Source organism: Serratia sp. Z4 (genome assembly GCF_009900725.1).
Classification (GTDB): domain Bacteria; phylum Pseudomonadota; class Gammaproteobacteria; order Enterobacterales; family Enterobacteriaceae; genus Serratia; species Serratia nematodiphila.
Genome location: NZ_JAAABD010000001.1, coordinates 329,449 through 354,192, shown reverse-complemented (window position 1 = coordinate 354,192; position 24,744 = coordinate 329,449). Strand labels below are relative to the sequence as shown.

General features: G+C 62.5%; 25 protein-coding genes. 9 read left to right on the top strand and 16 right to left on the bottom strand.

The window, feature by feature from the left end; translation table 11 throughout:
* Position 1: 1 nt before the first annotated feature.
* The 12 genes from nei to GT753_RS01710 form a co-directional block, all read right to left on the bottom strand.
* Positions 2-793, bottom strand: coding sequence for an endonuclease VIII (nei, locus tag GT753_RS01765; RefSeq protein ID WP_021504604.1), 792 nt, complete (start codon positions 791-793; stop codon positions 2-4).
* Positions 794-847: 54 nt separating this feature from the next.
* Entirely contained in the window at positions 848-1,492 is a 645-nt protein-coding gene (gene pcp, locus GT753_RS01760; protein ID WP_004939899.1) for a pyroglutamyl-peptidase I, read from the bottom strand.
* An 8-nt stretch (positions 1,493-1,500) separates the two neighbouring features.
* On the bottom strand, positions 1,501-2,520 hold the full coding sequence (locus tag GT753_RS01755; protein WP_015376971.1) for a DUF979 domain-containing protein: 1,020 nt from the start codon (positions 2,518-2,520) through the stop codon (positions 1,501-1,503).
* Complete coding sequence (locus tag GT753_RS01750) at positions 2,517-3,248, bottom strand: DUF969 domain-containing protein (protein ID WP_015376970.1); 732 nt, start codon at positions 3,246-3,248, stop codon at positions 2,517-2,519. Before GT753_RS01750 ends, GT753_RS01755 begins: the two co-directional genes overlap by 4 nt.
* A gap of 54 nt (positions 3,249-3,302) precedes the next feature.
* Entirely contained in the window at positions 3,303-4,043 is a 741-nt protein-coding gene (pxpA, locus tag GT753_RS01745) for a 5-oxoprolinase subunit PxpA (RefSeq protein ID WP_004939906.1), read from the bottom strand.
* A complete protein-coding gene (pxpC, locus tag GT753_RS01740) occupies positions 4,033-4,965 on the bottom strand; it encodes a 5-oxoprolinase subunit PxpC (RefSeq protein ID WP_160125200.1) in 933 nt (310 codons plus the stop codon). The genes pxpA and pxpC overlap by 11 nt, the downstream gene beginning before the upstream one ends.
* Entirely contained in the window at positions 4,959-5,615 is a 657-nt protein-coding gene (gene pxpB / locus GT753_RS01735) for a 5-oxoprolinase subunit PxpB (RefSeq protein WP_160125199.1), read from the bottom strand. Before pxpB ends, pxpC begins: the two co-directional genes overlap by 7 nt.
* Positions 5,616-5,771: 156 nt before the next feature.
* Entirely contained in the window at positions 5,772-6,515 is a 744-nt protein-coding gene (locus tag GT753_RS01730) for a type 2 GTP cyclohydrolase I (protein ID WP_004939910.1), read from the bottom strand.
* An 18-nt stretch (positions 6,516-6,533) separates the two neighbouring features.
* Entirely contained in the window at positions 6,534-7,514 is a 981-nt protein-coding gene (locus GT753_RS01725) for an MBL fold metallo-hydrolase (RefSeq protein WP_076740480.1), read from the bottom strand.
* Positions 7,515-7,536: 22 nt separating this feature from the next.
* Positions 7,537-8,967, bottom strand: a complete 1,431-nt coding sequence (phrB, locus tag GT753_RS01720) for a deoxyribodipyrimidine photo-lyase (protein WP_160125198.1) — start codon at positions 8,965-8,967, stop codon at positions 7,537-7,539.
* A 16-nt stretch (positions 8,968-8,983) separates the two neighbouring features.
* Complete coding sequence (locus GT753_RS01715) at positions 8,984-9,940, bottom strand: DUF523 and DUF1722 domain-containing protein (protein WP_021504608.1); 957 nt, start codon at positions 9,938-9,940, stop codon at positions 8,984-8,986.
* Positions 9,941-10,082: 142 nt separating this feature from the next.
* Positions 10,083-10,292, bottom strand: coding sequence for a YbfA family protein (locus GT753_RS01710; RefSeq protein ID WP_004939916.1), 210 nt, complete (start codon positions 10,290-10,292; stop codon positions 10,083-10,085).
* A 441-nt stretch (positions 10,293-10,733) separates the two neighbouring features.
* On the opposite strand from GT753_RS01710, the gene GT753_RS01705 reads away from it, so the two are divergent.
* The 6 genes from GT753_RS01705 to kdpE all read left to right on the top strand — a co-directional run bounded on the left by GT753_RS01705 (position 10,734) and on the right by kdpE (position 18,671).
* Positions 10,734-10,823, top strand: coding sequence for a K(+)-transporting ATPase subunit F (locus tag GT753_RS01705; RefSeq protein WP_016928742.1), 90 nt, complete (start codon positions 10,734-10,736; stop codon positions 10,821-10,823).
* A complete protein-coding gene (gene kdpA / locus GT753_RS01700) occupies positions 10,823-12,511 on the top strand; it encodes a potassium-transporting ATPase subunit KdpA (protein ID WP_075684749.1) in 1,689 nt (562 codons plus the stop codon). The genes GT753_RS01705 and kdpA overlap by 1 nt, the downstream gene beginning before the upstream one ends.
* A 26-nt stretch (positions 12,512-12,537) precedes the next feature.
* Positions 12,538-14,607: a potassium-transporting ATPase subunit KdpB gene (kdpB, locus tag GT753_RS01695; protein ID WP_021504609.1), complete on the top strand. Its 2,070-nt coding sequence runs from the start codon at positions 12,538-12,540 to the stop codon at positions 14,605-14,607.
* Positions 14,608-14,625: 18 nt separating this feature from the next.
* The gene (gene kdpC / locus GT753_RS01690) at positions 14,626-15,195 is read left to right on the top strand and encodes a potassium-transporting ATPase subunit KdpC (protein WP_015376963.1); all 570 of its coding nucleotides are present in this window, start codon (positions 14,626-14,628) and stop codon (positions 15,193-15,195) included.
* A gap of 73 nt (positions 15,196-15,268) precedes the next feature.
* Positions 15,269-17,965, top strand: a complete 2,697-nt coding sequence (gene kdpD / locus GT753_RS01685) for a two-component system sensor histidine kinase KdpD (RefSeq protein ID WP_015376962.1) — start codon at positions 15,269-15,271, stop codon at positions 17,963-17,965.
* Positions 17,966-17,981: 16 nt separating this feature from the next.
* Complete coding sequence (kdpE, locus tag GT753_RS01680; RefSeq protein WP_019454051.1) at positions 17,982-18,671, top strand: two-component system response regulator KdpE; 690 nt, start codon at positions 17,982-17,984, stop codon at positions 18,669-18,671.
* A gap of 27 nt (positions 18,672-18,698) precedes the next feature.
* On the opposite strand, the gene GT753_RS01675 is transcribed toward kdpE, so the two are convergent.
* From GT753_RS01675 to seqA, 4 genes are all read right to left on the bottom strand, one after another.
* Entirely contained in the window at positions 18,699-18,998 is a 300-nt protein-coding gene (locus tag GT753_RS01675; protein ID WP_015376960.1) for a DUF3861 domain-containing protein, read from the bottom strand.
* Positions 18,998-19,636, bottom strand: coding sequence for a PadR family transcriptional regulator (locus GT753_RS01670; RefSeq protein ID WP_160125197.1), 639 nt, complete (start codon positions 19,634-19,636; stop codon positions 18,998-19,000). Before GT753_RS01670 ends, GT753_RS01675 begins: the two co-directional genes overlap by 1 nt.
* Before the next feature lie 191 nt (positions 19,637-19,827).
* A complete protein-coding gene (pgm, locus tag GT753_RS01665; RefSeq protein WP_041922314.1) occupies positions 19,828-21,471 on the bottom strand; it encodes a phosphoglucomutase (alpha-D-glucose-1,6-bisphosphate-dependent) in 1,644 nt (547 codons plus the stop codon).
* 77 nt (positions 21,472-21,548) lie between these two features.
* Positions 21,549-22,091, bottom strand: coding sequence for a replication initiation negative regulator SeqA (seqA, locus tag GT753_RS01660; RefSeq protein ID WP_015376957.1), 543 nt, complete (start codon positions 22,089-22,091; stop codon positions 21,549-21,551).
* A 224-nt stretch (positions 22,092-22,315) separates the two neighbouring features.
* On the opposite strand from seqA, the gene ybfF reads away from it, so the two are divergent.
* From ybfF to fldA, 3 genes are all read left to right on the top strand, one after another.
* Positions 22,316-23,089 carry an esterase gene (ybfF, locus tag GT753_RS01655; RefSeq protein WP_015376956.1) on the top strand — a complete coding sequence of 258 codons (774 nt, stop codon included), beginning with the start codon at positions 22,316-22,318 and terminating at the stop codon, positions 23,087-23,089.
* Between the two features lie 256 nt (positions 23,090-23,345).
* Positions 23,346-23,633 carry a LexA regulated protein gene (ybfE, locus tag GT753_RS01650; RefSeq protein WP_004939936.1) on the top strand — a complete coding sequence of 96 codons (288 nt, stop codon included), beginning with the start codon at positions 23,346-23,348 and terminating at the stop codon, positions 23,631-23,633.
* Between the two features lie 255 nt (positions 23,634-23,888).
* Positions 23,889-24,428, top strand: coding sequence for a flavodoxin FldA (gene fldA, locus GT753_RS01645; protein ID WP_004939938.1), 540 nt, complete (start codon positions 23,889-23,891; stop codon positions 24,426-24,428).
* Positions 24,429-24,744 lie beyond the last annotated feature (316 nt).

Here is a 24,744-nt window from a genome sequence, read left to right as displayed (position 1 = left end):
CTTATTTCTGGCAGCCCGGGCACCAATAAAACGGCCGCGACGACAGGTCGGTACGCACGATCATCCCACCGCAGCGCTCACAGGGCTCGCCGCTGCGATGAAACACCTTGAAGCGAAACAGCGCGCCGTGATGGCGGTTGTCATCCGCCTGCCCGCGCGTCTGGTAGGAAAGGCGCGGCACCGCCAGCAATGCCTCCGCCAGGTGGCGCAGCGCCTCTGGCGCCAGATCCTGTGGTTTGTGCTGCGGCGCCAACTCGGCCTGCCACAGGATTTCGGCGCGCAGATAGTTGCCCAATCCGGCGAGAAACGCCTGGTCGAGCAGCATGCCGCTCAGCTGCCGGCGGCGAAAACGCGGCGTCAGCAACCGCTCCACCACATCGTCTACCGTCAGCGACATGTCCAACACGTCAGGGCCGATGCGTTGCAAAAACGGGTGTTGCTCTATTTCCTCGCGCGGCCCGACGGTAATGTCGGAAGCGCTGTAGAGCAATATCGCGCGGTGGGCGGTTTCCAGCCGCACCCGCAGATCGCGCTTGGTCTCCGGCGTCTCCCCCGCCGCCGCCACTTTCCACACGCCGTACAGCTGGTTATGGCTGTACATCGTCAGCCCGTTGGAAAAGTGGGTCAACAGCGCCTTGCCGCGCGGCTCGATGGCGACGATGCGCTCGCCGAGCAAACGCTGGCGATAGTGCTTCAACTGAGGAAAAGCGAAATCGACGGCGGTCAGCGGCTGATCGATCACCGCCGCCGCCAGTTTGTCCGCCGCCCGGCGGATCTCCGGTCCTTCCGGCATAGACCACTCCTTGCGTAGACCCGGCGCAGCCCGATGCGCCGGGGATTCTCTTGATTAATGCGTTGCGCCGCCCGCCACTTTCAGATCGTGTTCCACCTGCAACGCGATGGAAACGGCCAGCTCCAGCGCAAACAGCACCGTCGAGGCCGCCATGCTCGGTGCGCCGGGGTGCGCCGCCGCCTGTTCCGGCAGGTACGGGATATGAATAAACCCGCCCTTCACCTCGCGCTGGCCGCTCAACCGGTGCAGCAGGCCGTACATGACATGGTTGCACACGTAGGTGCCGGCGGTCTGCGAAACGGAGGCCGGAATGCCGGCCTCGCGCATCGAGCTGACCATCGCCTTGATCGGCAAGGTGCTGAAATAGGCCGCCGGGCCGCCGGCGACGATCGGCTCATCCACCGGCTGCTGCCCCTGATTATCGGGGATACGTGCGTCGTCGACGTTGATCGCCACCCGTTCAATCGTGATGTCGGTGCGGCCGCCGGCCTGGCCGACAGCCAGCACCATCAGCGGCTGCACCTCGTCGATCGCCGCATTGAGCGCCTCCAGCGCCGCGCCGAACACGCACGGCAGCTGGCGCGCCACAATGCGCGTACCCACCAGCTCCATATCATTGAGCTGCTTCACCACTTCCCAGGAAGGGTTGAGCCGCTCGCCGCCAAACGGCTCAAAGCCGGTAATCAATACTTTTTGCATCCTTACTCCTACAGGAACATCAGGAAATACAGCAGGAACACGTTAACCAATAGCAGCAGCACGCCGGTCGGCACCTGCGCCTTGATCACCGCATTCTTGTCCGGCAGCTCCAGCAGCGCCGCCGGCACAATGTTGAAGTTCGCCGCCATCGGCGTCATCAGGGTGCCGCAATAGCCGGAGAACATGCCGATCGCCGCCATCACCGCCGGGTTGCCGCCGTGCTGCAGCACCAGGATCGGAATGCCGATGCCGGCGGTGACGATCGGGAACGCGGCGAAGGCGTTACCCATCACCATGGTCAGCACCGCCATACCGATAGCGTAGACCGCCACGGCGATGAAGCGGTTATCCACCGCCAGATACTCTTGGGTCAAATGCGAGATCGCGGTGCCGACGCCGGCGACGGTAAACAGCAGGCCAAGCGTGGCGAGGATCTGCGGCAGAATGAACGCCCAGCCGATCGAATCCAGCAGGCGCCGCGCTTCCTGTATCGGCTGCAACGCCTTCTCATGGGTCATTTTCACCGCGATCGCCAGGCCGATCAGGCAGCCGACGGTCATAGAGAACAGGGTGATCAGTGTCGCATGGTTACCGCTGCCGAACACCGCGCTTTGCAACGCCGGAATATTGTTGAACAGCAGCACGCCGATCACCGTCACCACCGGGATCGCCAATGCGGGGATAAACAGCTTGTTGCCCAGGCGCTTGGCGCTGGCCTCGCGCTCCTGCGGCGTTCGCTGATGATAGCTGCCGAGGCGCACGCCGCCGAAGCCGGCGATCAGGGCCATCACCACCACCACCACGCCAACGATGATGTGCAGCATGCGTTTCTCGTTGCTGCCTTCGCCGAGCACGTCGCCCAGCAGGCGGTAAGTCCAGTCGCCGACCAGGAACACCAGGCCGTACAGCCCCCAAAACAGCCCGGTGGTGATGCGGCGCGGGTTGGCGCGATCGCGGAAGGACATCACCGCCACAATCAGCAGCACCGCGCCGGCCAGCCAGTAGAGATATTGTTGCTGGAAGTTCATCGTGCTTCCCCCTTCGCCTGCAGCGCCGCCTGATTCAGCTGCGCCAGCTCGGCACTCAGCTGTTTATCCATCCGATACAGCCGGAAGGCGTGGATCAGGAAAGCGAAAATGGCGGTCGGAATGCCCCACAGCGCGATATGCAGCGGCTCGGTCTGAATGCCGCCGGACTCCAGCATAAAGTTGTGCATGAAGATGATCGCGCCGAAGGCCACGAAGATATCTTCGCCGAAGAACAGCCCGACGTTGTCGGTGGCGGCCGACATGGCGCGCAGGCGGTGGCGGGTACGCTCCGGCAGCTCGCCGTAACGGTTTTCCGTCGCCCCTTCCGCCATCGGCGCCAGCAGCGGCCGCACCATCTGCGGGTGCCCGCCCAGGCTGGTCAGCCCCATCGCCGCGGTGATCTCGCGCACGAACAGGTACACGATCAGCAAACGGCCGGCGGTGGCGCTTTTGATCCTGGCGATCCACGCCTGCGCCCGCTCTTTCAACCCGTGGCGCTCCAGCAGGCCGATCACCGCCAGCGGCAGCAGCAGGATCAGCGGCAGGTTGCGGGTATTGAGAAAGCCCTCGCCGAGCTTTTCCAGAATGACGTCCAGCGGCATCAGCGCCGCCAGACCGGTAATGATGCCGGCGGCGATCACCACTAGCACCGGGTTGAAACGCAATACAAACCCGACCACGATAGCGGCGATGCCGATCAGTGGCCAGAGATTCACGGCCTGTTCCATAGTCTTCCCTCGATATTTTCTAATAGTTTTTTGCTTGTGATGTTGTGTCTTGCTTTACTGCTCAGCGCTGACGCGGATCCCCTGCTGAACAAAACTGTCCCGCAGCTTGCGCGCATACGCCAGCGCATGCTCGCCGTCCCCATGCAGGCAGACGGTCTCCGCCTGTACGGCGGTCCAAACGCCATCGACGCTGCGCACCCGGTGATGGCGCACCATCTCCAGCGTTTGCGCCAGCGCCTGTTCGTCATCCTCGATAAGCGCCCCCGGCAAACCGCGCGGCACCAGCGTGCCGTCGGCCTGATAACCGCGATCGGCGAACACCTCCTGCCGGGTGGTCAGACCGAGCCGTTGCCCGGCGCGGATCAGCTCGCTGCCGGCCAGCCCCACCAGCCGCAGCGCCGGATCGACCGCCTGCACCGCCCGGGCGATGGCTTCTGCCAGCGCCGGCTCAACCGCCGCCTGGTTGTACAGCATGCCGTGCGGCTTAACATGCACCATCACCCCGCCCTCGGCGCGGGCGATGGCCGCCAGCGCCCCGAGCTGATACACCACCTGCGCGTACACCGTTTCCGGCGGCAGCTGCATGCGAGTGCGGCCGAAATTCTCCCGATCGGGAAAACTCGGGTGGGCGCCGATCGCCACGCCGTACTGCAATGCCCAGCGCACCGACTGACGCATGGTCTGCGCATCGCCGGCGTGGAAGCCGCAGGCGATGTTGGCCGAGCTCACCAATTGCAACAGCGCCTGGTCGTTGGCGCAGCCTTCGCCGAGATCGGCGTTCAAATCAACGATCATGTAACCCCCAGGCAATCTGTCGAAGGAAAAGATCCTGCTCGGCCTTGGCGCGCTGCGCCTCGGCCAGTGAACAGAGCACGAAATGGATCGGTTCGCCGAGACGGATCTGCGCCAAATGGTAAAGATCGGCTTCGATCACGCAGGCGATGCGCGGGTAACCGCCGGTGGTTTGCGCATCGGCCATCAGCACGATCGGCTGGCCGTTGTGCGGCACCTGCACCACGCCGGGCATCAGGCCGTGCGACAGCATCTCTCTGTCGGTGGTGCGAGCCAGCGGCGTGCCGCCGTGCAAACGGTAGCCCATGCGGTTACTCTGCGGGCTGAGCTGCCAGGCGGCGCGCCAAAACGTATCTTGCGCCTCTTCGCTGAATTCGGCGTACTCCGGCCCCGGCAACGCACGGATGCGATTGGTGAACAGCAGTTGCTTCACGCCGCAGGAATGTTGCGGTTGAGCGGCGGAGTTGCCGAGCGGCAACCGGTCGCCGTCCTTCAGATTACGCCCCTCGCATCCGCCAAAGGCGGCTTTCATGTCGGTGCTGCGCGAGCCCAGCATTTCCGGCACGGCGATACCGCCGGCGATCGCGAGATAACTGCGCATGCCGCGTTTCGGCGTGCCCAGCGTCAGCCGCTGCCCCTTTTTCACCGGATAGCGCCAGCCGGTCCACAGCGGCTTGCCGTCCAGCTGCGCGTCGCAGCCGGCGCCGGTCAGGGCGATCCAGCCGGGACGGGTAAACTCGGCGCTGAACTGGCCGAGCGTGATCTCCAGCCCGGCGGCCTCCGGCGCGTTGCCCACCAGCAGGTTGGCGATCTTCAGCGCCGGTTGATCCAACGCGCCGCCGGTGCTGATGCCCAGACGGCGAAATCCTTCACGGCCCAAATCCTGCACCGTGGTATAGATGCCGGCGCGCAGAATAATCAGCATACGCCCTCCTTGTGCGGCACAAAGCGTACGCTATCGCCCGGGCGCAGCAGCGTCGGCGGCATTTCATGCGGATTGAACAGCGCCAGCGGCGTGCGGCCAATCAGCTGCCAGCCGCCGGGCGTCACCTGCGGATAGATGCCGGTCTGGCCGCCGCCGATGCCGACGGAACCGGCCGCCACCGCCAGACGCGGTTCAGCGCGGCGCGGCGTCGCCAGTTGTTCCGGCATGCCGCCCAAATAGGAGAAGCCCGGCTGAAAGCCGAGGAAATAGACCACATAGGCCGCCGCCGCGTGGCATTCCACCACCTGTTGCGGCGTCATGCCGGTATGACGCGCCACCTCATCCAGGTCGGGGCCCTGTTCCCCGCCGTAGATAACCGGAATATCCACCTGACGCGATTCCGGCGTCAGGCGCTCTTTGCTCTCCCACCCCTGCTGCAGCAATGCCAGCATCGCTTCGGCGTCGGCCTGCGGCGTATGCAGCAACAGCGTCAGGTTATTCATCCCCGGCACCACTTCCCGCACGTCGGGGTGGTGATTCAGCTTTTCCGCCAGCGCCCAAATGCGCTGCTGGCTCGGTAACGTCACCGGCGGCGACAGTTCAAGCACTACCGCTCTTTCACCCAACAGGTAATAACGTGCTTGTTGCACCCTTATTCTCCTTATTATCGCGCTGAAAAACACACCAGTTATGCGTGACGCGGCCCCGGCTGTCAATAGAACGCAACCATAAGGAAAATAAGGAAATAGCGCGGTAAAAGGATTCAGCCGGCGCGCAGGCCGGTCTGGATCCGGGGAAGAAAAAGATCAGGCGGGATTCGGGATATCGATAAAGGTCACATCAAAGCCGTGGTGCTGGGCCAGCCAGTCCCCCAACGCCTTCACGCCGCCGCGCTCGGTGGCGTGGTGACCGGCGGCGAAGAAATGCACGCCCATTTCGCGCGCGCTGTGAATGGTCTGCTCAGAGACTTCACCGCTGATGAACGCATCGACGCCGAAGCGCGCCGCGCTGTCGATAAAGCCCTGGCCGCCGCCGGTGCACCAGGCCACTCGGCGAATATGCTCAGGCGCGTTATCGCCGCAGTGCAGCACCGCGCGCCCCAGCCGGCTTTCGATGCGCTGTTGCAGCGCTTCGCCGGTCAGCGGCTGTTCGAATTCCCCGTGCGGCACCAGCGGCTCGATTTCACCAATCACCCGAATGCCCAGCGCCTGCGCCAGCTGCGCGTTGTTGCCCAGCACCGGATGCGCGTCCAGCGGCAAATGATAGCCGTACAGGTTGATGTCGTGGGTCAACAGCGTTTTCAGGCGGTTGCGCTTCATGCCGCGCACCGCCGGTGCCTCGTTTTTCCAGAAATAGCCGTGATGCACGATAATCGCGTCGGCCTGATGCGCCACCGCGGCGTCCAGCAGCGCCTGACAGGCGGTGACGCCGGTCACGATGCGCTGTACATGCGCACGCCCCTCTACCTGCAAACCGTTGGGGGCGTAGTCCTGAAACGCCGCGGCGTTCAGTTCCGTGTTGATCAGTTGTTCCAGATCGAGGTTACGCATTCTCTTCTCTCTTCATAGTCAAAATGTCTGCCGGTCGCCCTGCGCCATCAGGATGAATTTCACCCCCAGATCGTTGCCCTGCGCCAGCTGCTGCGCAATGGCGGCGCGCGTGTCTTCGCCCTGCTTCAAGCTGGGCTTGATGTGGCTGATCACTACCGGCAGACCGTTCAGCGAGCCTTCACCGCCGCTGTACTGCGTCAGGTTCTTCAGCTCCTTCAGCAGCCAGGCCGGCGTCAGATGGCCGTACAGATGTTTGTCCTCCACCCCGTTGGGGTAAGAGGTTTCGATAATCATGCCCTTGAGCTTTTTCTGCTCGACAAGCGGCCCCAGCACGCGCCAGACGGTATCGAGATCGCGCGACTGCTCCACCTTATCCGGCCCGGTATCGCCGAAATAGGCGAAGAACTCGTTGCCGTTGGAAATCAGCAGCATCGACGACGGGTAGCGATCGTGGCTGAGCGGATACATCACGCCGGTCAACCCGGTCAGTCCGAGGGTAAACCGCTGCTGCGGCCGCACCGTTTGCAGCCGGTAGGTGCCCAGCCGCGCACCATTGCCGGCATCGGTAAAGTTCGGCCAGGCCTTCCAGTTAAAGTAATGGTTGCGCAGGGTCAGCACGGTGTCCGCCTGGGCGTAAACGGTTTTTTTATTGTCTTCCGGCGAGCCGACGATCAGCCCCGCCACGTGGTCCAGATGGCCGTGGCTGATAAAGTAGCTGCCGATCAACTGCCGAAACACGTAGCCCTGCGGCGTATAAGGCGCGGCCAGCTCGGGCGTCACCTGCGGGAAGCTGCCCTTCTCCAGCCCTTTGGCGATGCCCGGCAGCAGCGAACCGGCGTCCAGCGCCACATACTGCGGCTGATTGTCGCTGCGGATCAGGTAGGAAGTCAGGTTGCCGTCGCTGACGCCGCCGTCGACGCCCAGCGCCACCACGTCAAAGCCGGCGATCGCCAGCGCGGAATAGCCGCTCAGGCACAGGGCCAGCACCTTTTTCATCATTGCGTCGCTCCTTGCAGTTGCCTCAAGACTCTCCCCGTTTCGCCGCCTCGAACGCCGCCAGCGTCTCCAGGCGGGCTTGCTTATGATCGACGATCGGCAGCGGGTAATTCAGCACGCATGGCTGCTTTTCCGCCCAGCGGTGGGGATGATGGATGTCATTGTCGGGCACATCCGCCAGTTCCGGCAACCATTTACGGATAAAAGTGCCTTGTGGATCAAAACGTTCACCCTGGGTGGTCGGGTTGAAGATGCGGAAATACGGCGCGGCGTCGGTGCCGGTGGAAGCCGCCCACTGCCAGCCGCCGTTGTTGGCCGCCAGATCCCCGTCCAGCAGTTGCGACATGAAGTAGCGCTCCCCGGCGCGCCAGTCGATCAGCAGATCCTTCACCAGGAAACTGGCGCTGATCATGCGCAGCCGGTTATGCATCCAGCCGGTAGCGTTCAGCTGGCGCATGGCGGCATCGACGATCGGATAGCCGGTCTCGCCCCGCTGCCAGGCCTGCAGCTTCGCCGCGTCATCGCACCAGCGCACTTTGTCCGTCCAGGCGATAAACGGCCGATGGCGGCACAGCTCGGGATAGGCCACCAGCAGATGGCGGTAGAACTCGCGCCAAATCAGCTCGTTCAGCCAGGCGAAAGCGCCGCTCTCGCGATCTTCCAGCAGCTGCGGGCATTCGGCGCGCAGGCGGTTAAAACACTGGCGCGGCGACAGCGCGCCGATCGCCAGATAAGGCGACAGGCTGCTGGTGCCGGCGATGGCGGGCAGATCGCGCTGGCGAAGGTAATCCTGCACTTGCTCACGACAAAAGGCGCGCAGCCTCTGTAGCGCGGCCTCCTCGCCGGCGGGATAGTCATTCCCGATGTCCGCCGCGGGATAATCGAACGCCGCCGGCGCTTCAGGCGCTGGCAACGCGCCATCGGCACGGATCTTCGGCGCCGGCAGGCAGCTCACGTCGGACTCAGCCAGGCGCTGAATAAAGGCGTTGCGAAACGGCGTATAAACCTTGTACATCTCGCCGCCGCCGGTTAGCACGCTGCCCGGCGGCAACAGCAGGCTGTCATCAAAACCGTGGCACGTTACCCGTCCATTCAACTGCTGCTCCAGCCGCGCATCGCGGCGCCGTTCATTCAGTTCGTACTGGCGATTGTAAAACAGCGCGTCCACCTGCTCTCGCCGGCAATAGTCCGCCAGCCAGTCGATCGATGCAGCAAAGTCCGAACAGGCATGGCAATGCAGCGCAATGCCCTTTTGCGCCAGCGCCTGCTGTACCGCCCGCAGGCTGGCGTGGATCAGCGCCGCCTGCCGCGGCGCCATCTCATGCTGCCGCCACTGCTGCGGGGTGGCGATAAACACCGCCAGCACCCGGGCTTTGGGATCGCTGCAGGCAGCATGCAACGCTTTGTTGTCGGTGATACGCAGATCGTTACGCAACCAGACCAGATGCGTGGTCATAAAATTCCCTTGTCAATCAATGGCCGTAACGCAAACGCAGCGCCTCCGGATAAGGTTCGAAATAGCGTTGTTCCGCCAGATAACTGTCGGGGTATTCCGCCATGTAATGCTTAAGCAAGGCGATCGGCGCCAGCAGCGGCTGCATGCCCTGCCGGTAGCGGTCGATCAGGTGCGCCAGCTCCTGGCGCTGCGCCGCGCTGAGCTGGCGGCGGAAGTACCCCTGCACGTGCATCAGCACGTTGGTATGGTTGCGGCGCGTCGCCTTGTGCGCCAACAGCGCCATCAGGCGGCTGCGGTACTCCACGGCGAAGGCCTCCAGCGAGTCCCAGCGATGAATGTCGGCGACGAAACGCCCCAGTTCGCGGTACGCCGGCTGCGAATGCGCCAGCAGCGACAGCTTGTAGCGGCTGTGAAACGCGATCAGCCCACCGCGGGTCAGCCCCTGGCGCCACAGCATATTCAACTCATACAGCGCGTACACCCGTTCAATGAAGTTTTCCCGCAATGCCGCATCCTGCAATCGTCCGTCTTCTTCCACCGGCAGCCACGGCATCTGACGCAGCAGTTCGGCGGTAAACAGCCCGACGCCGTTTTTACGCGAGTCCTTGCCGTTCTCACTGTAGACCCGCACCCGCTCCAGGCCGCAGCTCGGCGACTTGGCGCAGACGATATAACCGCACAGGTGCTGCAACGCGGCCACGCGCTGCGTGGAGAAACTGCGCATCTCCTCGGTCAGATCCACGCCGGCGTCGTTGCTGTAGCGCATCGCCGGCCAGGGCTGCGCCTGTTTCACCAGGCGCAGCGCCGGGCGCGGCGTGGGCAGGCCGATCGCCATTTCCGGGCATACGGGCTCAAAGCGCACATAGGGCGCCAACTGTTCCACCGCGAAGGCCAGCCGCTTGTGGCCACCGTCGAAACGCACCGCGTCGCCCAGTAAACAGGCGCTGATGCCGATAGGGATCTTGTCACTCATACCGTTCTCTCGTGGTGTTGGTCGATGGGGAAAGTGTAGAAGAATGGCTTGCCAAATACGACCTTGCGCTTGACGGCAGCGGGCTTGGGGCATAAAAAAACCCCCGCCGCAGGGCGAGGGTTGTTCGTGAGTCGGCAGTGACTCAGTAGAAATCGCAGGACGCCAGTTCCGCCTGCTGCAGCCAGACCGGCTTATCGCTGGTTTTTGACCAGACGCGATGCAGGTAGCTGTAAAAACGCCCGCGATCGCTGCGGAACAGCATCACCGGCAGGGCCAAAATGCCCGCGATCACTACTGCGCTGCGGCGCAGGAGAATCCGATGCAGTGAATAAGCGTGATAGGTCGTAGACATGCGAACCTCCTTAAAAACGCCTGCCGTTGATTTGTCAGGGAAAACGGCGTCGGCGTATCAAATGAACAATCGGTAATTTGGTAACTGGACAAAATTTTAGCGCACTTGATGAAAGTTTACTACTCATCCGACCACTAAATCGCACAAAAAATCGCTAATCACCGCAGCGATTCGTAATTTTGTTACAATCAAGTTAATTTTTAACTAACCATGGGTTACATTGTGGTTATTATTCGGTTCTTCATCCCACGCCCCAGCCCCGGCTTATTCACACATCAGGCGCAATCTCGCCGCCAACCTGCTACTTGAAATGCTCAATTTCCGCTGAAATTTCAGCCATTTTTATATTTTTTTTACACCCGCCCGCGCGATTTTTTCATCTTCTTTCTACCCCGCTCCCTACACTGCCTCTATCAAAAACAACACCTCTGGAGGTGTCCCGTGAGTTTCAGCGTTATTGGTGGTGCGCTGTTGGTTCTGCTGCTGTTGGCCTATCTGGTCTACGCCCTGTTTAACGCGGAGGATTTCTGATGGCGGCTTCAGCCTTTTTACTGATCGCCAGTTTCCTGCTGGTGCTTCTGCTGCTGGCCCGGCCGCTGGGCGGTTTTATGGCGCGCCTGATCGAAGGTGAGCCGCTGCCTGCGCTGCGCGCAGTGGAAGCTGGCGTCTGGCGCGCCTGCGGCATCCGCCCCACCGAGATGAACTGGTGGCAGTACGCGCTGGCGATCCTGGCGTTTAACCTGCTCGGCCTGGCACTGCTGTTCGCCCTGCTGATGGCGCAGGGCTCGCTGCCGCTCAACCCGCAAGGCTTCCCTGGCCTCTCCTGGGATCTGGCGCTCAACACCGCCGTCAGCTTCGTCACCAACACCAACTGGCAAGCCTACAGCGGTGAAAGCGCCCTCAGCTATTTCAGCCAGATGGCCGGGCTGGCGGTGCAGAACTTCGTTTCCGCCTCCACCGGCATCGCCGTGGCCTTTGCGCTGATCCGCGCCTTTACCCGCCGCGCCGGCAAGACCGTCGGCAACGCCTGGGCCGATCTGTTCCGCATCACGCTGTATGTGCTGCTGCCGATCGCGCTGCTGATCGCCCTGTTCTTCGTCAGCCAGGGCACGCTGCAAAACTTCCTGCCTTACCTGCACGTCACCACGCTCGAAGGCGCGCAGCAGACGCTGCCGATGGGGCCGGTCGCTTCGCAGGAAGCGATCAAGATGCTCGGCACCAACGGCGGGGGGTTCTTCGGCGCCAACTCGGCGCACCCGTTCGAAAACCCGACCGTGCTGACCAACTTCGTGCAGATGCTGGCCATCTTCCTGATCCCCTGCGCGCTGTGCTTCTCCTTCGGCCAGCTGGCCGGAGAAAACCGTCAGGGCCACGCGCTGATCTGGGCGATGGCGCTGATCTTCGTGGTGGCGGTGGTGGTGGTGATGGTTGCCGAGCTGGCGGGCAACCCGCACCTGAGCGCGCTGGGCGCCGACAGCAACATCAATATGGAAGGCAAAGAGTCGCGCTTCGGCATTCTCGCCACCAGCCTGTTCTCGGTGGTGACCACCGCCGCGTCCTGCGGGGCGGTCAACGCCATGCACGACTCCTTCACCGCGCTGGGCGGCATGGTGCCGATGTGGCTGATGCAGATCGGTGAAGTGGTGTTCGGCGGCGTCGGCTCCGGCCTGTACGGCATGCTGCTGTTCGTACTGCTGACGGTGTTTATCGCCGGTCTGATGATCGGCCGCACCCCGGAATATCTGGGCAAGAAGATCGACGTTTACGACATGAAGATGACCGCGCTGGCGATCCTGGTCACGCCGACGCTGGTGTTGCTGGGCAGCGCGCTGGCGATCGGCACCGACGCGGGCCGCGCCGGCATCCTCAATCCGGGCGCCCACGGCTTCAGCGAAGTGCTGTATGCCCTGTCCTCCGCCGCCAACAACAACGGCAGCGCCTTCGCCGGGTTGAGCGTCAATACGCCGTTCTACAACCTGCTGCTGGCCTTCGCCATGTTCGTCGGCCGCTTCGGGGTGATCCTGCCGGTGCTGGCGATCGCCGGTTCGCTGAGCGCCAAGCCACGCCAGCCGGCGGGCAACGGCACCCTGCCAACCTATGGGCCGCTGTTTATCGGCCTGCTGATCGGCACCGTGCTGCTGGTGGGCGCGCTGACCTTCGTGCCGGCGCTGGCGCTGGGCCCGGTGGCCGAGCATTTGCAGCTTTGGCTGGCAAACTAACCGACGTCACAGAGAGAGAATAAGAGATGACTCGCAAACAACGCGCGCTGTTTGAACCGGCTCTGGTGCGCACCGCGCTGATCGATGCGGTGAAAAAACTGGATCCTCGCGTTCAATGGCGCAACCCGGTGATGTTCGTGGTGTATATCGGCAGCCTGCTGACCACCGCTATCTGGCTGGCGATGCTCACCGGCCAAACCGACGGCGCCGCCGCCTTTACCGGCAGCGTCTCCCTGTGGCTGTGGTTCACCGTGCTGTTCGCCAACTTCGCCGAGGCGCTGGCCGAAGGCCGCAGCAAGGCCCAGGCGGAAAGCCTGAAGGGCACCAAGAAAACCAGCTGGGCGAAAAAACTGGCCGGCCCGCGCCGCGACGGCGCCACGGAGAAAGTGGCCGCCGAGAGCCTGCGCAAAGGCGATATCGTGCTGGTGGAAGCCGGCGATACCATCCCGTGCGACGGCGAAGTGCTGGAGGGCGGCGCTTCGGTGGATGAAAGCGCCATCACCGGGGAATCCGCCCCGGTGATCCGCGAGTCCGGCGGCGACTTCTCCTCGGTCACCGGCGGCACCCGCGTGCTGTCCGACTGGCTGGTGGTGCAGTGCAGCGTCAACCCGGGGGAAACCTTCCTCGATCGCATGATCGCCATGGTGGAAGGCGCCAAGCGCCGCAAAACGCCGAACGAGATCGCGCTGACCATCCTGCTGGTGGCGCTGACCATCGTGTTCGTGTTGGCCACCGCCACCCTGTTCCCGTTCTCGCAATACAGCGTCGAGGCGGCCGGCAGCGGCAGCGTGGTCACCATCACCGTGCTGGTCGCGCTGCTGGTTTGCCTGATCCCCACCACCATCGGTGGCCTGCTGTCCGCCATCGGCGTGGCCGGGATGAGCCGCATGCTCGGCGCCAACGTGATCGCCACCAGCGGCCGCGCGGTGGAAGCCGCCGGCGACGTGGACGTGCTGCTGCTGGATAAAACCGGCACCATCACGCTGGGCAACCGCCAGGCTTCGGAGTTCCTGCCGGCGCCGGGCGTGAAAGAGCAAGAGCTGGCGGATGCCGCGCAGCTGGCCTCGCTGGCGGACGAAACGCCGGAAGGCCGCAGCATCGTGGTGTTGGCCAAACAACGATTCAACCTGCGCGAGCGCGATCTGCAGGCGCTGAACGCCACCTTCGTGCCCTTCTCCGCCCAGACCCGCATGAGCGGCGTCAACGTGCAGGAGCGCATGATCCGCAAAGGCGCAGTGGATGCCATTCGCCGTCACGTCGAATCCAATCAGGGGCACTTCCCGCGGGCGGTGGACGATCTGGTGGAAAGCGTGGCGCGCACCGGCGGTACACCGCTGGTGGTGGCGGAAGGCGCCCGGGTACTGGGCGTGGTAGCGCTGAAGGATATCGTCAAGGGCGGCATTAAGGAACGCTTCAATGAGCTGCGCAAGATGGGCATCAAAACGGTGATGATCACCGGCGATAACCCGCTGACTGCGGCGGCGATCGCCGCCGAAGCCGGGGTGGACGACTTCCTGTCGGAAGCCACGCCGGAAGCCAAGCTGGCGCTGATCCGCCAGTATCAGGCGGAAGGCCGTCTGGTAGCGATGACCGGCGACGGCACCAACGACGCCCCGGCGCTGGCGCAGGCCGATGTGGCGGTGGCGATGAACTCCGGCACCCAGGCCGCCAAAGAGGCGGGCAACATGGTCGATCTGGATTCCAACCCGACCAAGCTGATCGAAGTGGTGCATATCGGCAAACAGATGCTGATGACGCGTGGCTCGCTGACCACCTTCAGCATCGCCAACGACGTGGCCAAGTACTTCGCCATCATTCCGGCGGCGTTCGCGGCCACCTATCCGCAGCTGAACGCGCTGAACGTGATGCACCTGCACTCCCCCGCCTCCGCCATCATGTCGGCGGTGATCTTCAACGCCCTGGTGATCGTGTTTCTGATCCCGCTGGCGCTGAAAGGGGTGAGCTACAAACCGATGAGCGCCGCGGCTCTGCTGCGCCGCAACCTGTGGCTGTATGGGGTCGGCGGTCTGCTGGTGCCGTTCATCGGCATCAAACTGATCGACCTGATCCTGGTCGCGCTGCACGTCGCCGGTTAACCATTGAGGGAAATGAACATGACGTATTTACGACCTGCGCTGGTGATGTTGATCCTGCTGACTCTGATCACCGGCATCGCCTATCCGCTGCTGACCACCGGGCTGGCGCAGCTGCTGTTTTCGGGCGCGGCCAACGGTTCGCTGCTGTACCAGGGCGACAAGGCGGTCGGCTCTGCGCTGATCGGCCAGAACTTCACGCGCGCCGACTATTTCTGGGGCCGCCCGTCGGCGACCGGCGATTCGGCTTATAATCCACAGGCCTCCGCCGGCAGCAACCTGGCGGCCACCAACCCGGCGCTGGATAAGGCTATCGCCGAACGCGCGGCGCAGCTGCGCCAGGCCAATCCGGCCATGAGCGGCCCGATCCCGGTGGATCTGCTGACCGCCTCCGGCAGCGGGCTGGATCCGCAGATTTCGATCGCCGCGGCGCGGTATCAGCTGGCGCGGGTCGCGGCGGCGCGTCATCTGCCGCCGGAACAGGTCGCCAAACTGATCGAAGACAACACCGATCGGGCCACGCCCAACTTCATGGGGGAATCGGTGGTCAACGTGCTGAAGCTGAACCTGGCGCTGGATGCGTTGAAGTAGCGCGCCGTATTCAGCATAGTGATAGGGTTCGGCATGCCGAACCCCTTTTTGCTTGGTAACACAAGGAATTGTCATGGTCGAAGAAGAACAGCAGCGTCCCGATCCCGATAGCCTGCTGGCGCTGGCCAATGAAAAACCGCGCGGCCGGTTGAAGGTATTCTTCGGCGCCTGCGCCGGCGTGGGCAAAACCTATGCCATGCTGCAGGAGGCCCAGCGTTTGCGCGCTCAGGGGCTGGACGTGCTGGTCGGCGTGGTGGAAACCCACGGCCGCAGCGAGACCGCCGCCCTGCTCGACGGCCTGGCGCTGTTGCCGCAAAAGCGCATCCAGCATCGCGGCCGGCTGGTGCATGAATTCGATCTCGACGCCGCGCTGGCGCGCCATCCGGCGCTGATCCTGATGGATGAACTGGCGCACAGCAACGCTCACGGTTCGCGCCACCCCAAACGCTGGCAGGATGTGGAAGAGCTGCTGGACGCCGGCATCGACGTGCTGACTACCGTCAACGTGCAGCATTTGGAAAGTCTGAACGACGTGGTGGGCGGCGTGACCGGCGTGCGGGTGCGCGAAACGGTGCCCGACCACGTGTTTGACGAGGCCAGCGAAGTGGTGCTGGTCGATCTGCCGCCGGACGATCTGCGCCGGCGGCTGCACGAAGGCAAAGTGTATATTCCCGGCCAGGCCGAGCGCGCCATCGAGCATTTTTTCCGTAAAGGCAACCTGATCGCCCTGCGCGAGTTAGCGCTGCGCCGCACCGCCGATCGGGTCGATGACCAGATGCGCGAGTTTCGCGACACCCAGGGGCGCGAGAAAGTGTGGCACACCCGCGACAGCATTCTGCTGTGCGTCGGCCACAACAGCGGCAACGAAAAGCTGGTGCGCATCGCCGCCCGCCTGGCGGCGCGGCTCGGCTGCCACTGGCATGCAGTCTATGTGGAAACCCCCAAGCTGCACCGGCTGCCGGAAAACCAACGCCGCGCCATTCTGCGTGCGCTGCGGCTGGCGCAGGAGCTGGGCGCCGAAACCGCCACCCTGGCCGATCCGTCCGAAGAGCGCGCGGTGCTGCGCTACGCCCGCGAACATAACCTCGGCAAAATCATCATCGGCCGCCGCAGCGAGCAGCGCTGGAAGCTGCGCGGCAGCTTCGCCGATCGCCTCGGCAGACTGGGCCCGGATCTCGATCTGGTGATCGTCGCGCTGGACAGCGACGCCGCACCGCCGCCGCCGGGCAAGGAGCACGACGGCCGCAGCTTCAATGAGAAATGGCGCATGCAGCTGCGCGGCTGTGCGGTGGCGGTGGCGCTGTGCGCACTGATCACCCTGCTCTCGCAGTGGCTGCTGCCGGGCTTCGATCAGGCCAACCTGGTGATGGTCTACCTTCTCGGCGTGGCGATCGTCGCGCTGTTCTTCGGCCGCTGGCCATCGGTGCTGGCGGCGGTGATCAACGTCGCCAGTTTCGATCTGTTCTTCGTCCAGCCCGAATGGTCGTTCGCCGTCAGCGATATGCAGTATCTGCTGACCTTCGGCGTGATGCTCGCCGTCGGCATCATCATCGGCAACCTGACCGCCGGGGTGCGTTATCAGGCCCGGGTGGCGCGCTACCGCGAGCAGCGGGCGCGCCATCTGTACGAAATGTCACGCGGGCTGAGCCGCGCGCTGACCGTGGCCGACATCGCCAACACCAGCCGTCATTTCCTCTCCAGCAGCTTCCAGGCGAAAACCGTGCTGCTGCTGCCGCAGGAAGACGGCCGGCTGCAGCAAATGATCGGCGAGGAAGGCGGGCTGCTGTCGGTAGACGAAGCCATCGCGCGCTGGAGTTTCGATAAAGGCTTGCCGGCCGGCGCCGGCACCGACACTCTGCCCGGCGTGCCTTACCAGCTGCTGCCGCTCAATACCCCCAAACAGACCTTCGGGCTGTTGGCGATCGAACCCAACAACCTGCGCCAGCTGATGGTGCCGGAACAACAGCGGCTGCTGCAAACCTTCGCAGTGCTGATCGCCAGCGCGCTGGAACGGCTGCACCTGGCGCGCAGCGCCGAAGAAGCCAAGCTGGACGCCGAACGCGAGCAGCTGCGCAACTCGCTGCTGGCGGCGCTGTCGCACGATCTGCGCACCCCGTTGACCGTGCTGTTCGGCCAGGCGGAAATTCTCACGCTGGACCTGGCGGCCGAAGGCTCCAATCACGCCACCCAGGCCAGCCAGATCCGCCAGCAGGTGCTGAGCACCACCCGGCTGGTGAACAACCTGCTGGATATGGCGCGCATCCAGTCCGGCGGTTTCAGCCTGCGTAAAGAGTGGCAGTCGCTGGAAGAGATCGTCGGCGCCTCGCTGCACATGCTGGAGCCGCTGCTCAGCCAGCATCCGATCGTGGTCGAGCTGCCGCCGGAACAGATCCTGGTCAACTGCGACGGCAGCCTGTTGGAACGGGTGTTCACCAACCTGTTGGAAAACGCCAATAAATACGCCGGCGCCGAGGCCACCATCGGCATTCGCGCCCGCACGCTGCCCGAGTGGCTGGAAGTCGAGGTCTGGGATAACGGCCCCGGCATCCCCGCCGATCAGCTGCAGCTGATTTTCGACAAGTTTTCACGCGGCAATAAAGAGTCGGCGATCCCCGGCGTCGGCTTGGGGTTAGCCATTTGCCGTGCCATTATTGAAGTGCATGATGGCCGCATCTGGGCGGAAAACGGCGCCAACGGCGGCGCCAGCTTCCGCTTCGTGCTGCCGCTGGAAAAACCGCCCGAGATCGACGGCGACGCCTTCGATCTGTAATCAACGCAGGGGAAACGTGAGCATAACGCCAACCAACATTCTGATTGTTGAAGATGAAAAAGAGATCCGCCGCTTCGTGCGCACCGCGCTGGAGAGCGAAGGCCTGCGGGTGTTTGAAAGTGAAACCCTGCAGCGTGGGCTGATTGAGGCCGGCACGCGCAAACCGGATCTGATCATCCTGGATTTGGGCTTGCCGGATGGCGACGGGCTGAGCTACATCCGCGATCTGCGGCAGTGGAGCGCCATTCCGGTGATCGTGCTGTCGGCGCGCAACGCCGAAGAGGACAAGATCGCCGCGCTGGACGCCGGCGCCGACGACTATCTCAGCAAACCGTTCGGCATCGGCGAACTGTTGGCGCGGGTGCGGGTCGCGCTGCGCCGTCACTCCGCCAGCCAGCAGGAAAGCCCGCTGGTGAGCTTTTCGGAAATCACCGTCGATCTGGTCAATCGCCGGGTGCTGCGCAACGACGAAGATCTGCACCTGACGCCGATAGAGTTTCGCCTGTTGGCGGAGCTGCTGGCCAACGCCGGCAAGGTGATTACCCAACGCCAGCTGCTGAGCCACGTCTGGGGGCCGAACTACGTGGAACACAGCCACTACCTGCGCATCTACATGGGCCATCTGCGGCAGAAGCTGGAAGCCGATCCGGCCCGGCCCAAACACCTGCTGACCGAAACCGGCGTCGGCTACCGTTTCATGCCTTAACCCCGACGGGCGCGGTTTGCCGCGCCGTTACGCCACCGGGCCCTTCTTCAATCCGACCATAAATTCCTTGAACGCCTCGCGCAGCGGAGCGAACACCGGGTGTTTGCGGTTTTCGATCATCACTTCGGAGAACAGTTTCAACCCCACGGCGAAGGCCGCGCTCTGCTCAGGGCCGAAGTTCAGATCGTCACGCGCCCGAATGCGCTCGACGATCTCGAGAATATCGTCATGGTTGGTCACCTCAAAACTCAGCGGTGCCTTCTCGACGGGGTTGCCCTGGCGGTCGCTCAGGGCTTCAACGGTAATGTTAAAACGGTGGCCGGGCATCAGTTCTCCTCCTGCTGCGTGGGTTGAATGTGCATTTCGCTTTCGATCGCCGCCACGGCGGTCAACAGTGCGGCGTTGATGCGCTCCACCTGCTGCGGCGTAAGATCGGCGCGCATCACGTTGCCGCGCAGCAGACTGCGCAGACGGTTCATGGCGTCGTAAATGCCTTCCGCCAGGTTGCCGTGCCGATGATGCTCGCGGCCGGCGCCCGCCAGACGCGCCAGAATGACCTCAACCACCTGTTGATGCTTTTGCAGCTCGCCCTCGCCCGCCGAGGTGATGCGGTAGCTTTTGCGGCCGTTGCCGGTGGTGAACGGTTCGAGAAAATCCTGCTCTTCCAGCAGCGTCAGCGTGGGGTAAATCACCCCCGGGCTCGGCACATACAGGCCGGAAGAAGCTTCTTCTATTGCTTTGATCAACTCGTACCCGTGGCTGGGCTTGCGCGCCACCAGCGCCAGCAACACCAGACGCAGATCGCCGTGTTCGAACAGACGATGACGCCCGCCCCGGCCGCCGCGCCCGCCACGGCCATGCTCTTCGCCGTCGCCGCCGAAGTGATGGCGCCCACCGCGATGACGGCGCCCCTCTTCACATTCATGATGGTGATGATGCCGGTGTAAACCTAATCGATGAAACATAGGGTGATACCTCGCTTTAACAGTGAACATCAATACGAGGTTGTTTAGATATATCTAAACAGCGTCGATAACGCTAATCTAGATCGATATATCTAAATGCGCAAGCGCGTGCCGTGAAAAAGATATATCTAAATTACAGGCATAAAAAAAGCGCTGTAAAAACAGCGCTTTTTATCAGACGAGAACAACGATTATTTAGCGGAAGCCAGCACTTCGCTGACGATCTCGACCGCTTCGTGCTCGATTTTCTCGCGGTGTTCCGCCCCGAGGAAGCTCTCGCAGTAGATCTTGTATGCCTCTTCGGTACCGGAAGGACGGGCCGCGAACCAACCGTTGTCGGTCATCACTTTCAGGCCGCCGATCGACGCGCCGTTGCCCGGCGCTGCGGTCAGACGCGCGGTGATCGGGTCCCCGCCCAGCGTACTGGCCTTGACCATCTCCGGCGACAGCTTGGACAGCGCCGCTTTCTGCGCATGGGTTGCCGGCGCCTGGATGCGGTTGTAGCTTGGCGCACCGAAGCGCTTGGCCAGATCGTCATAGTGATGCTGCGGATTTTCACCGGTTACCGCGGTGATTTCAGCCGCCAGCAGGCACATGATGATGCCGTCTTTGTCGGTCGACCAAGGCTGGCCGTTGAAGCGCAGGAACGAGGCCCCGGCGCTCTCTTCGCCGCCGAAGCCCAGGCTGCCGTCGAATAGGCCGTCCACGAACCATTTGAAACCAACCGGCACTTCCACCAGCTTGCGGCCCAGGTCAGCCACCACGCGATCGATCATCGCGCTGGACACCAGCGTTTTACCTACCGCCACATCGGCGCCCCACTGCGGGCGATGCCGGAACAGGTAGTTGATGGCTACCGCCAGATAGTGGTTCGGGTTCATCAGGCCCTTCGGCGTGACGATGCCGTGACGGTCGTAATCCGGATCGTTGGCGAACGCCAGATCGAATTTGTCGCGCAGTGCCAGCAGGCCGGCCATCGCCGACTCGGACGAGCAGTCCATGCGGATGATACCGTCGTGATCCAGGTGCATAAAGCGGAAGGTCTGATCGATGGAGTCGTTCACCAGCGTCAGATCCAGCTTGTAGTGTTCCGCCACGCGCTGCCAATAGGCGATGCCGGAGCCGCCGAGCGGATCCACGCCCAGTTTCAGGCCGGCGCGTTGAATGGCCGGCATGTCGACCACGTCAACCAGGCCTTCGACATAAGGCTGCACCAGATCTTTGGCGTGCAGGTGGCCGCTGTTCCAGGCTTTGTCCAGCGACTGGCGCTGAACGCCTTTCAGCTGCTGCGCCAGCAGTTCGTTGGCGCGCTTTTCGATCACCGACGTCAGGTTGGTGTCAGCCGGACCGCCGTTCGGCGGGTTGTACTTGATGCCGCCGTCTTCCGGCGGGTTGTGGGACGGCGTAATGACGATGCCGTCGGCCTGCGCGCCGCCGCGGCGGTTGTGGCACAGAATGGCGTGCGATACCGCCGGCGTTGGCGTGAAGCCGTTGTTTTCCTGCACGATCACATCGACGCCGTTGGCGGTCAGCACTTCCAGCACGGAAATAAAGGCCGGTTCGGACAGCGCATGGGTGTCTTTACCCACGTAGCACGGGCCGGTGGTGCCCTGCTGATGACGAACTTCGGCGATCGCCTGAGCGATGGCGAGGATGTGCGCTTCGTTGAAGCTGTGGCGCTGCGCGCTGCCGCGGTGGCCGGAGGTGCCAAACTTCACCGCATGTGCGGCATTGCCGGCTTCCGGTTGCAGCACATAGTACTGCGACGTCAGCTGGGCTACGTTGATCAGATCGCTTTGGCGGGCGGGCTGCCCGGCACGTGGATTATTCGCCATCGACATATCTCCCTCATCCCTGTCGGTGACCGGGCAAATACGTCGCGCACGGCCATCATGACGGGCTGTTCGCTAAATTAGACGGTACCGCAAACTTTCTCGATCAGTTCCGCCGGGAACTGCATCGCCTGCATGATGTGTTCGATCATGCTGCGCTTGCGGCCGGTATTGGTATTGGTGATCACCCAGTAAGGGGTGCCAGGCACATGCTTCGGCTTGGTATGCGTGCCGTTGGCCAGCAGGGTCTGCTGATCGCCGGCGAAATAGGTGCGGGTACGGCCGGTCAACGCCTCGGTGGCGGCGGCAAAACCGGCGGCATCGAGGGTGTACAGCGTGGACAGCACCAGCATGAAACGGTTGACCGCTTTGTTCTGCTCGGCGTATTCATCCGACAGCAGCAGTTCACGCACGGCGCGTACGCGATCGCGCGGGCGCTGAACCGGCGCCGCTTTTTCCAGCTCGACGGACTGCGACGCACTGGCGGCAGGCAACGCGCGCGCCGGCTGCCCGGCGGTGAATTTCAACATGCGGCGTAAAATATCGGACGCGCTTTCACCGATGTGTTGCGTGTGGCTGGCAATATAACGGTAAAGCTCTTCGTCGACTTCAATAGTTTTCATCTTTATCCAATACTGTTTTTTCTACTTAGAACCTGAAGCCAGATCCTGCATTCAAGCCATGGGATTATAAGGTTAAAAGCGCTGGGGCGAACACAACAATGTGCCTCCAGACGGCAAATGCAGACTAATACCTATAGCCGGCACTGCCAAGCCCGCGCCGCGAAAATTCCGCATGATTCATCGTGCGATTCAATCATGATACCCTAATCTGAATCTCTCTCTGTATGAACTTCGCCATGAAATTACATTATCAACTGCTGGCCGCCGAGTCAGACGCGCTGCCGGTGCTGCTGATCCACGGGCTGTTCGGCAATCTCGACAACCTGGGCGTGCTGGCGCGCGATCTGCATAAACAGCACAGTGTGATCAAGGTCGATCTGCGCAACCACGGCCTCTCCCCGCGCGCCGACGACATGAACTACCCCGCCATGGCGCAAGATCTGCTGGCGCTGCTCGACGAACTGCAGCTGGAGAAAGCGATCGTCATCGGCCACTCGATGGGCGGCAAAGCGGCGATGGCGCTGACCGCCATCGCGCCCGAGCGCATCGCCAAGCTGATCGTCATCGACGTCGCGCCGGTGGATTACCAGACCCGACGCCATGACGAGATCTTCGCCGCGCTGAAGGCCGTCAGCGCCGCCGGCATTACCCAGCGCCAGGCGGCCGCCCAGTTGATGCGCGACTACCTGCAGGAAGAAGGCGTGATCCAGTTCCTGCTGAAGTCCTTCCATAACGGTGAATGGCGCTTCAACCTGCCGGTGCTGATCGAACGCTACGAAGACATCACCGGCTGGCAGGAAGTCCCGGCCTGGCCACACCCGACCCTGTTCATTCGCGGCGGCCTGTCGCCGTACGTGCAGGACAGCTACCGTGCAGACATCGCCCGCCAATTCCCGCAGGCACGCGCGCACGTCGTCGCCGGCACCGGCCATTGGGTGCACGCCGAAAAACCGGAAGCGGTGCTGCGCGCCATCCACCGTTTCCTCGGCGAAGCCTGAAAAACGCGCTCACCTGGCGAAAAAACGCGCTAAAGATAACGGCTTAGCGCGTTTAGCCCGCAGTTAGGCATTGTCGCCGCTCCATCTGCTGGGGTAATATGGCGCGCTATAATTTTGCCGCCGCGCCAGCGCGTTCGCGAACGCCGGTTCGGGGGTAAATTTGGGTTAGGGTTTATTGGCCCGAAGTGTGTTAACCGATGCCTCCGGAAGCGTGCGAGCGCTTTTTGATGCAAACTCCCTTGCAGTACCGCTACCTATGGCAAAAGAACAAACGGATCGCACGACGCTGGATCTGTTCGCAGATGAACGCCGTCCGGGGCGCCCGAAAACCAACCCGCTTTCCCGCGATGAACAGCTTAGAATCAATAAGCGCAATCAGTTACGGCGCGATAAAGTGCGCGGATTGCGGCGCGTAGAGCTGAAAATCAACGCGGATGCGGTGGACGCCCTGAACAAACTGGCGGAACAGCGCAACATCAGCCGCAGCGAACTCATCGAGCAGATGCTGTTGGCGCAACTGGCGGAAGAACAGCCGGAACATTGATCTCTTCGGCCGCACGCGCGGCGCGGCGTTAAGGACAACGCCGGATCGACCACGCTTTTCTTCATCCTTCGGCATCGCATAAATGCGATAAAACCCCGGCGCCACTTTCTGGCATGATACGCATTTACCGGTAAGAGACTGCGCCTGTCGGCGCCCGCCACCGTGGCGAAAGGCTCTTGCCATGGCATCATTTTAATCGGCGGCAGTGCCGGCGCCGAGTAATGCAATTAATTGAATTTAAAGGTTATACGCGATATGGCTACTGTAGGCATTTTCTTTGGCAGCGACACTGGCAATACCGAAAACATTGCCAAAATGATCCAGAAAATTCTCCAGAAACAGTTTGGCGACGACGTCTCTGAAGTGCACGACATCGCCAAAAGCAGCAAAGAAGACCTGGAAGGGTTCGATATCCTGCTGCTGGGTATCCCGACCTGGTACTACGGTGAAGCGCAGTGTGACTGGGACGATTTCTTCCCGACGCTGGAAGAAGTCGATTTCAACGGCAAACTGGTGGCGCTGTTCGGCTGCGGCGACCAGGAAGACTACGCGGAATACTTCTGTGACGCGATGGGCACCATCCGCGACATCATCGAACCGCGCGGCGCGGCCATCGTGGGCCACTGGCCGACCAAAGGCTACCACTTCGAAGCTTCCAAAGGCCTGGCGGACGACAACCACTTCATCGGTCTGGCGATCGACGAAGACCGTCAGCCGGAGCTGACCAATGAGCGCGTCGACGCCTGGGTCAAACAGATTGTCGAAGAGCTGAGCCTGGCCGATATCGTCGGCTAAACGCCGGGACTGGCGAAAGGTTGAACAAAGGCCCTGTAAAGTGCATAGTGTGCCGACAGGGCCGTCATCGGCAACAGGGATTGCTGCGATAGAAGCTACAGATTTGTAACTTCCCACCCCGTCACGGTAGACTGAGATATCGGTTTATCCCATCCATCAAGGCGTTGCATGCAAAACATGCAATAGTGCAATTATATCTTTGTTAACAACCGGCGGTTTCCATTTAGTACAACCGGTTCTATAATGAGACGCATTAACTCTTTGTGCCGACCGATGCCACAGGCGAGTACGCCTCAACTTGATTAGCATAGTAACA

Bases quoted from the DNA above. Each gene is read 5' to 3' on its own strand.
- GT753_RS01715 (WP_021504608.1), bottom strand. From the start codon at position 9,940: ATGAGTGACAAGATCCCTATCGGCATCAGCGCCTGTTTACTGGGCGAC.
- kdpB (WP_021504609.1), top strand. From the start codon at position 12,538: ATGACTCGCAAACAACGCGCGCTGTTTGAACCGGCTCTGGTGCGCACC.
- pgm (WP_041922314.1), bottom strand. From the start codon at position 21,471: ATGGCGAATAATCCACGTGCCGGGCAGCCCGCCCGCCAAAGCGATCTG.
- GT753_RS01725 (WP_076740480.1), bottom strand. From the start codon at position 7,514: ATGATGAAAAAGGTGCTGGCCCTGTGCCTGAGCGGCTATTCCGCGCTG.
- GT753_RS01675 (WP_015376960.1), bottom strand. From the start codon at position 18,998: ATGCCCGGCCACCGTTTTAACATTACCGTTGAAGCCCTGAGCGACCGC.
- ybfE (WP_004939936.1), top strand. From the start codon at position 23,346: ATGGCAAAAGAACAAACGGATCGCACGACGCTGGATCTGTTCGCAGAT.
- seqA (WP_015376957.1), bottom strand. From the start codon at position 22,091: ATGAAAACTATTGAAGTCGACGAAGAGCTTTACCGTTATATTGCCAGC.
- GT753_RS01755 (WP_015376971.1), bottom strand. From the start codon at position 2,520: ATGAACTTCCAGCAACAATATCTCTACTGGCTGGCCGGCGCGGTGCTG.
- nei (WP_021504604.1), bottom strand. From the start codon at position 793: ATGCCGGAAGGACCGGAGATCCGCCGGGCGGCGGACAAACTGGCGGCG.
- GT753_RS01750 (WP_015376970.1), bottom strand. From the start codon at position 3,248: ATGGAACAGGCCGTGAATCTCTGGCCACTGATCGGCATCGCCGCTATC.
- kdpD (WP_015376962.1), top strand. From the start codon at position 15,269: ATGGTCGAAGAAGAACAGCAGCGTCCCGATCCCGATAGCCTGCTGGCG.
- pxpA (WP_004939906.1), bottom strand. From the start codon at position 4,043: ATGATCGTTGATTTGAACGCCGATCTCGGCGAAGGCTGCGCCAACGAC.
- kdpC (WP_015376963.1), top strand. From the start codon at position 14,626: ATGACGTATTTACGACCTGCGCTGGTGATGTTGATCCTGCTGACTCTG.
- pcp (WP_004939899.1), bottom strand. From the start codon at position 1,492: ATGCAAAAAGTATTGATTACCGGCTTTGAGCCGTTTGGCGGCGAGCGG.
- kdpA (WP_075684749.1), top strand. From the start codon at position 10,823: ATGGCGGCTTCAGCCTTTTTACTGATCGCCAGTTTCCTGCTGGTGCTT.
- phrB (WP_160125198.1), bottom strand. From the start codon at position 8,967: ATGACCACGCATCTGGTCTGGTTGCGTAACGATCTGCGTATCACCGAC.
- GT753_RS01670 (WP_160125197.1), bottom strand. From the start codon at position 19,636: ATGTTTCATCGATTAGGTTTACACCGGCATCATCACCATCATGAATGT.
- GT753_RS01730 (WP_004939910.1), bottom strand. From the start codon at position 6,515: ATGCGTAACCTCGATCTGGAACAACTGATCAACACGGAACTGAACGCC.
- ybfF (WP_015376956.1), top strand. From the start codon at position 22,316: ATGAACTTCGCCATGAAATTACATTATCAACTGCTGGCCGCCGAGTCA.
- fldA (WP_004939938.1), top strand. From the start codon at position 23,889: ATGGCTACTGTAGGCATTTTCTTTGGCAGCGACACTGGCAATACCGAA.
- pxpC (WP_160125200.1), bottom strand. From the start codon at position 4,965: ATGCTGATTATTCTGCGCGCCGGCATCTATACCACGGTGCAGGATTTG.
- GT753_RS01710 (WP_004939916.1), bottom strand. From the start codon at position 10,292: ATGTCTACGACCTATCACGCTTATTCACTGCATCGGATTCTCCTGCGC.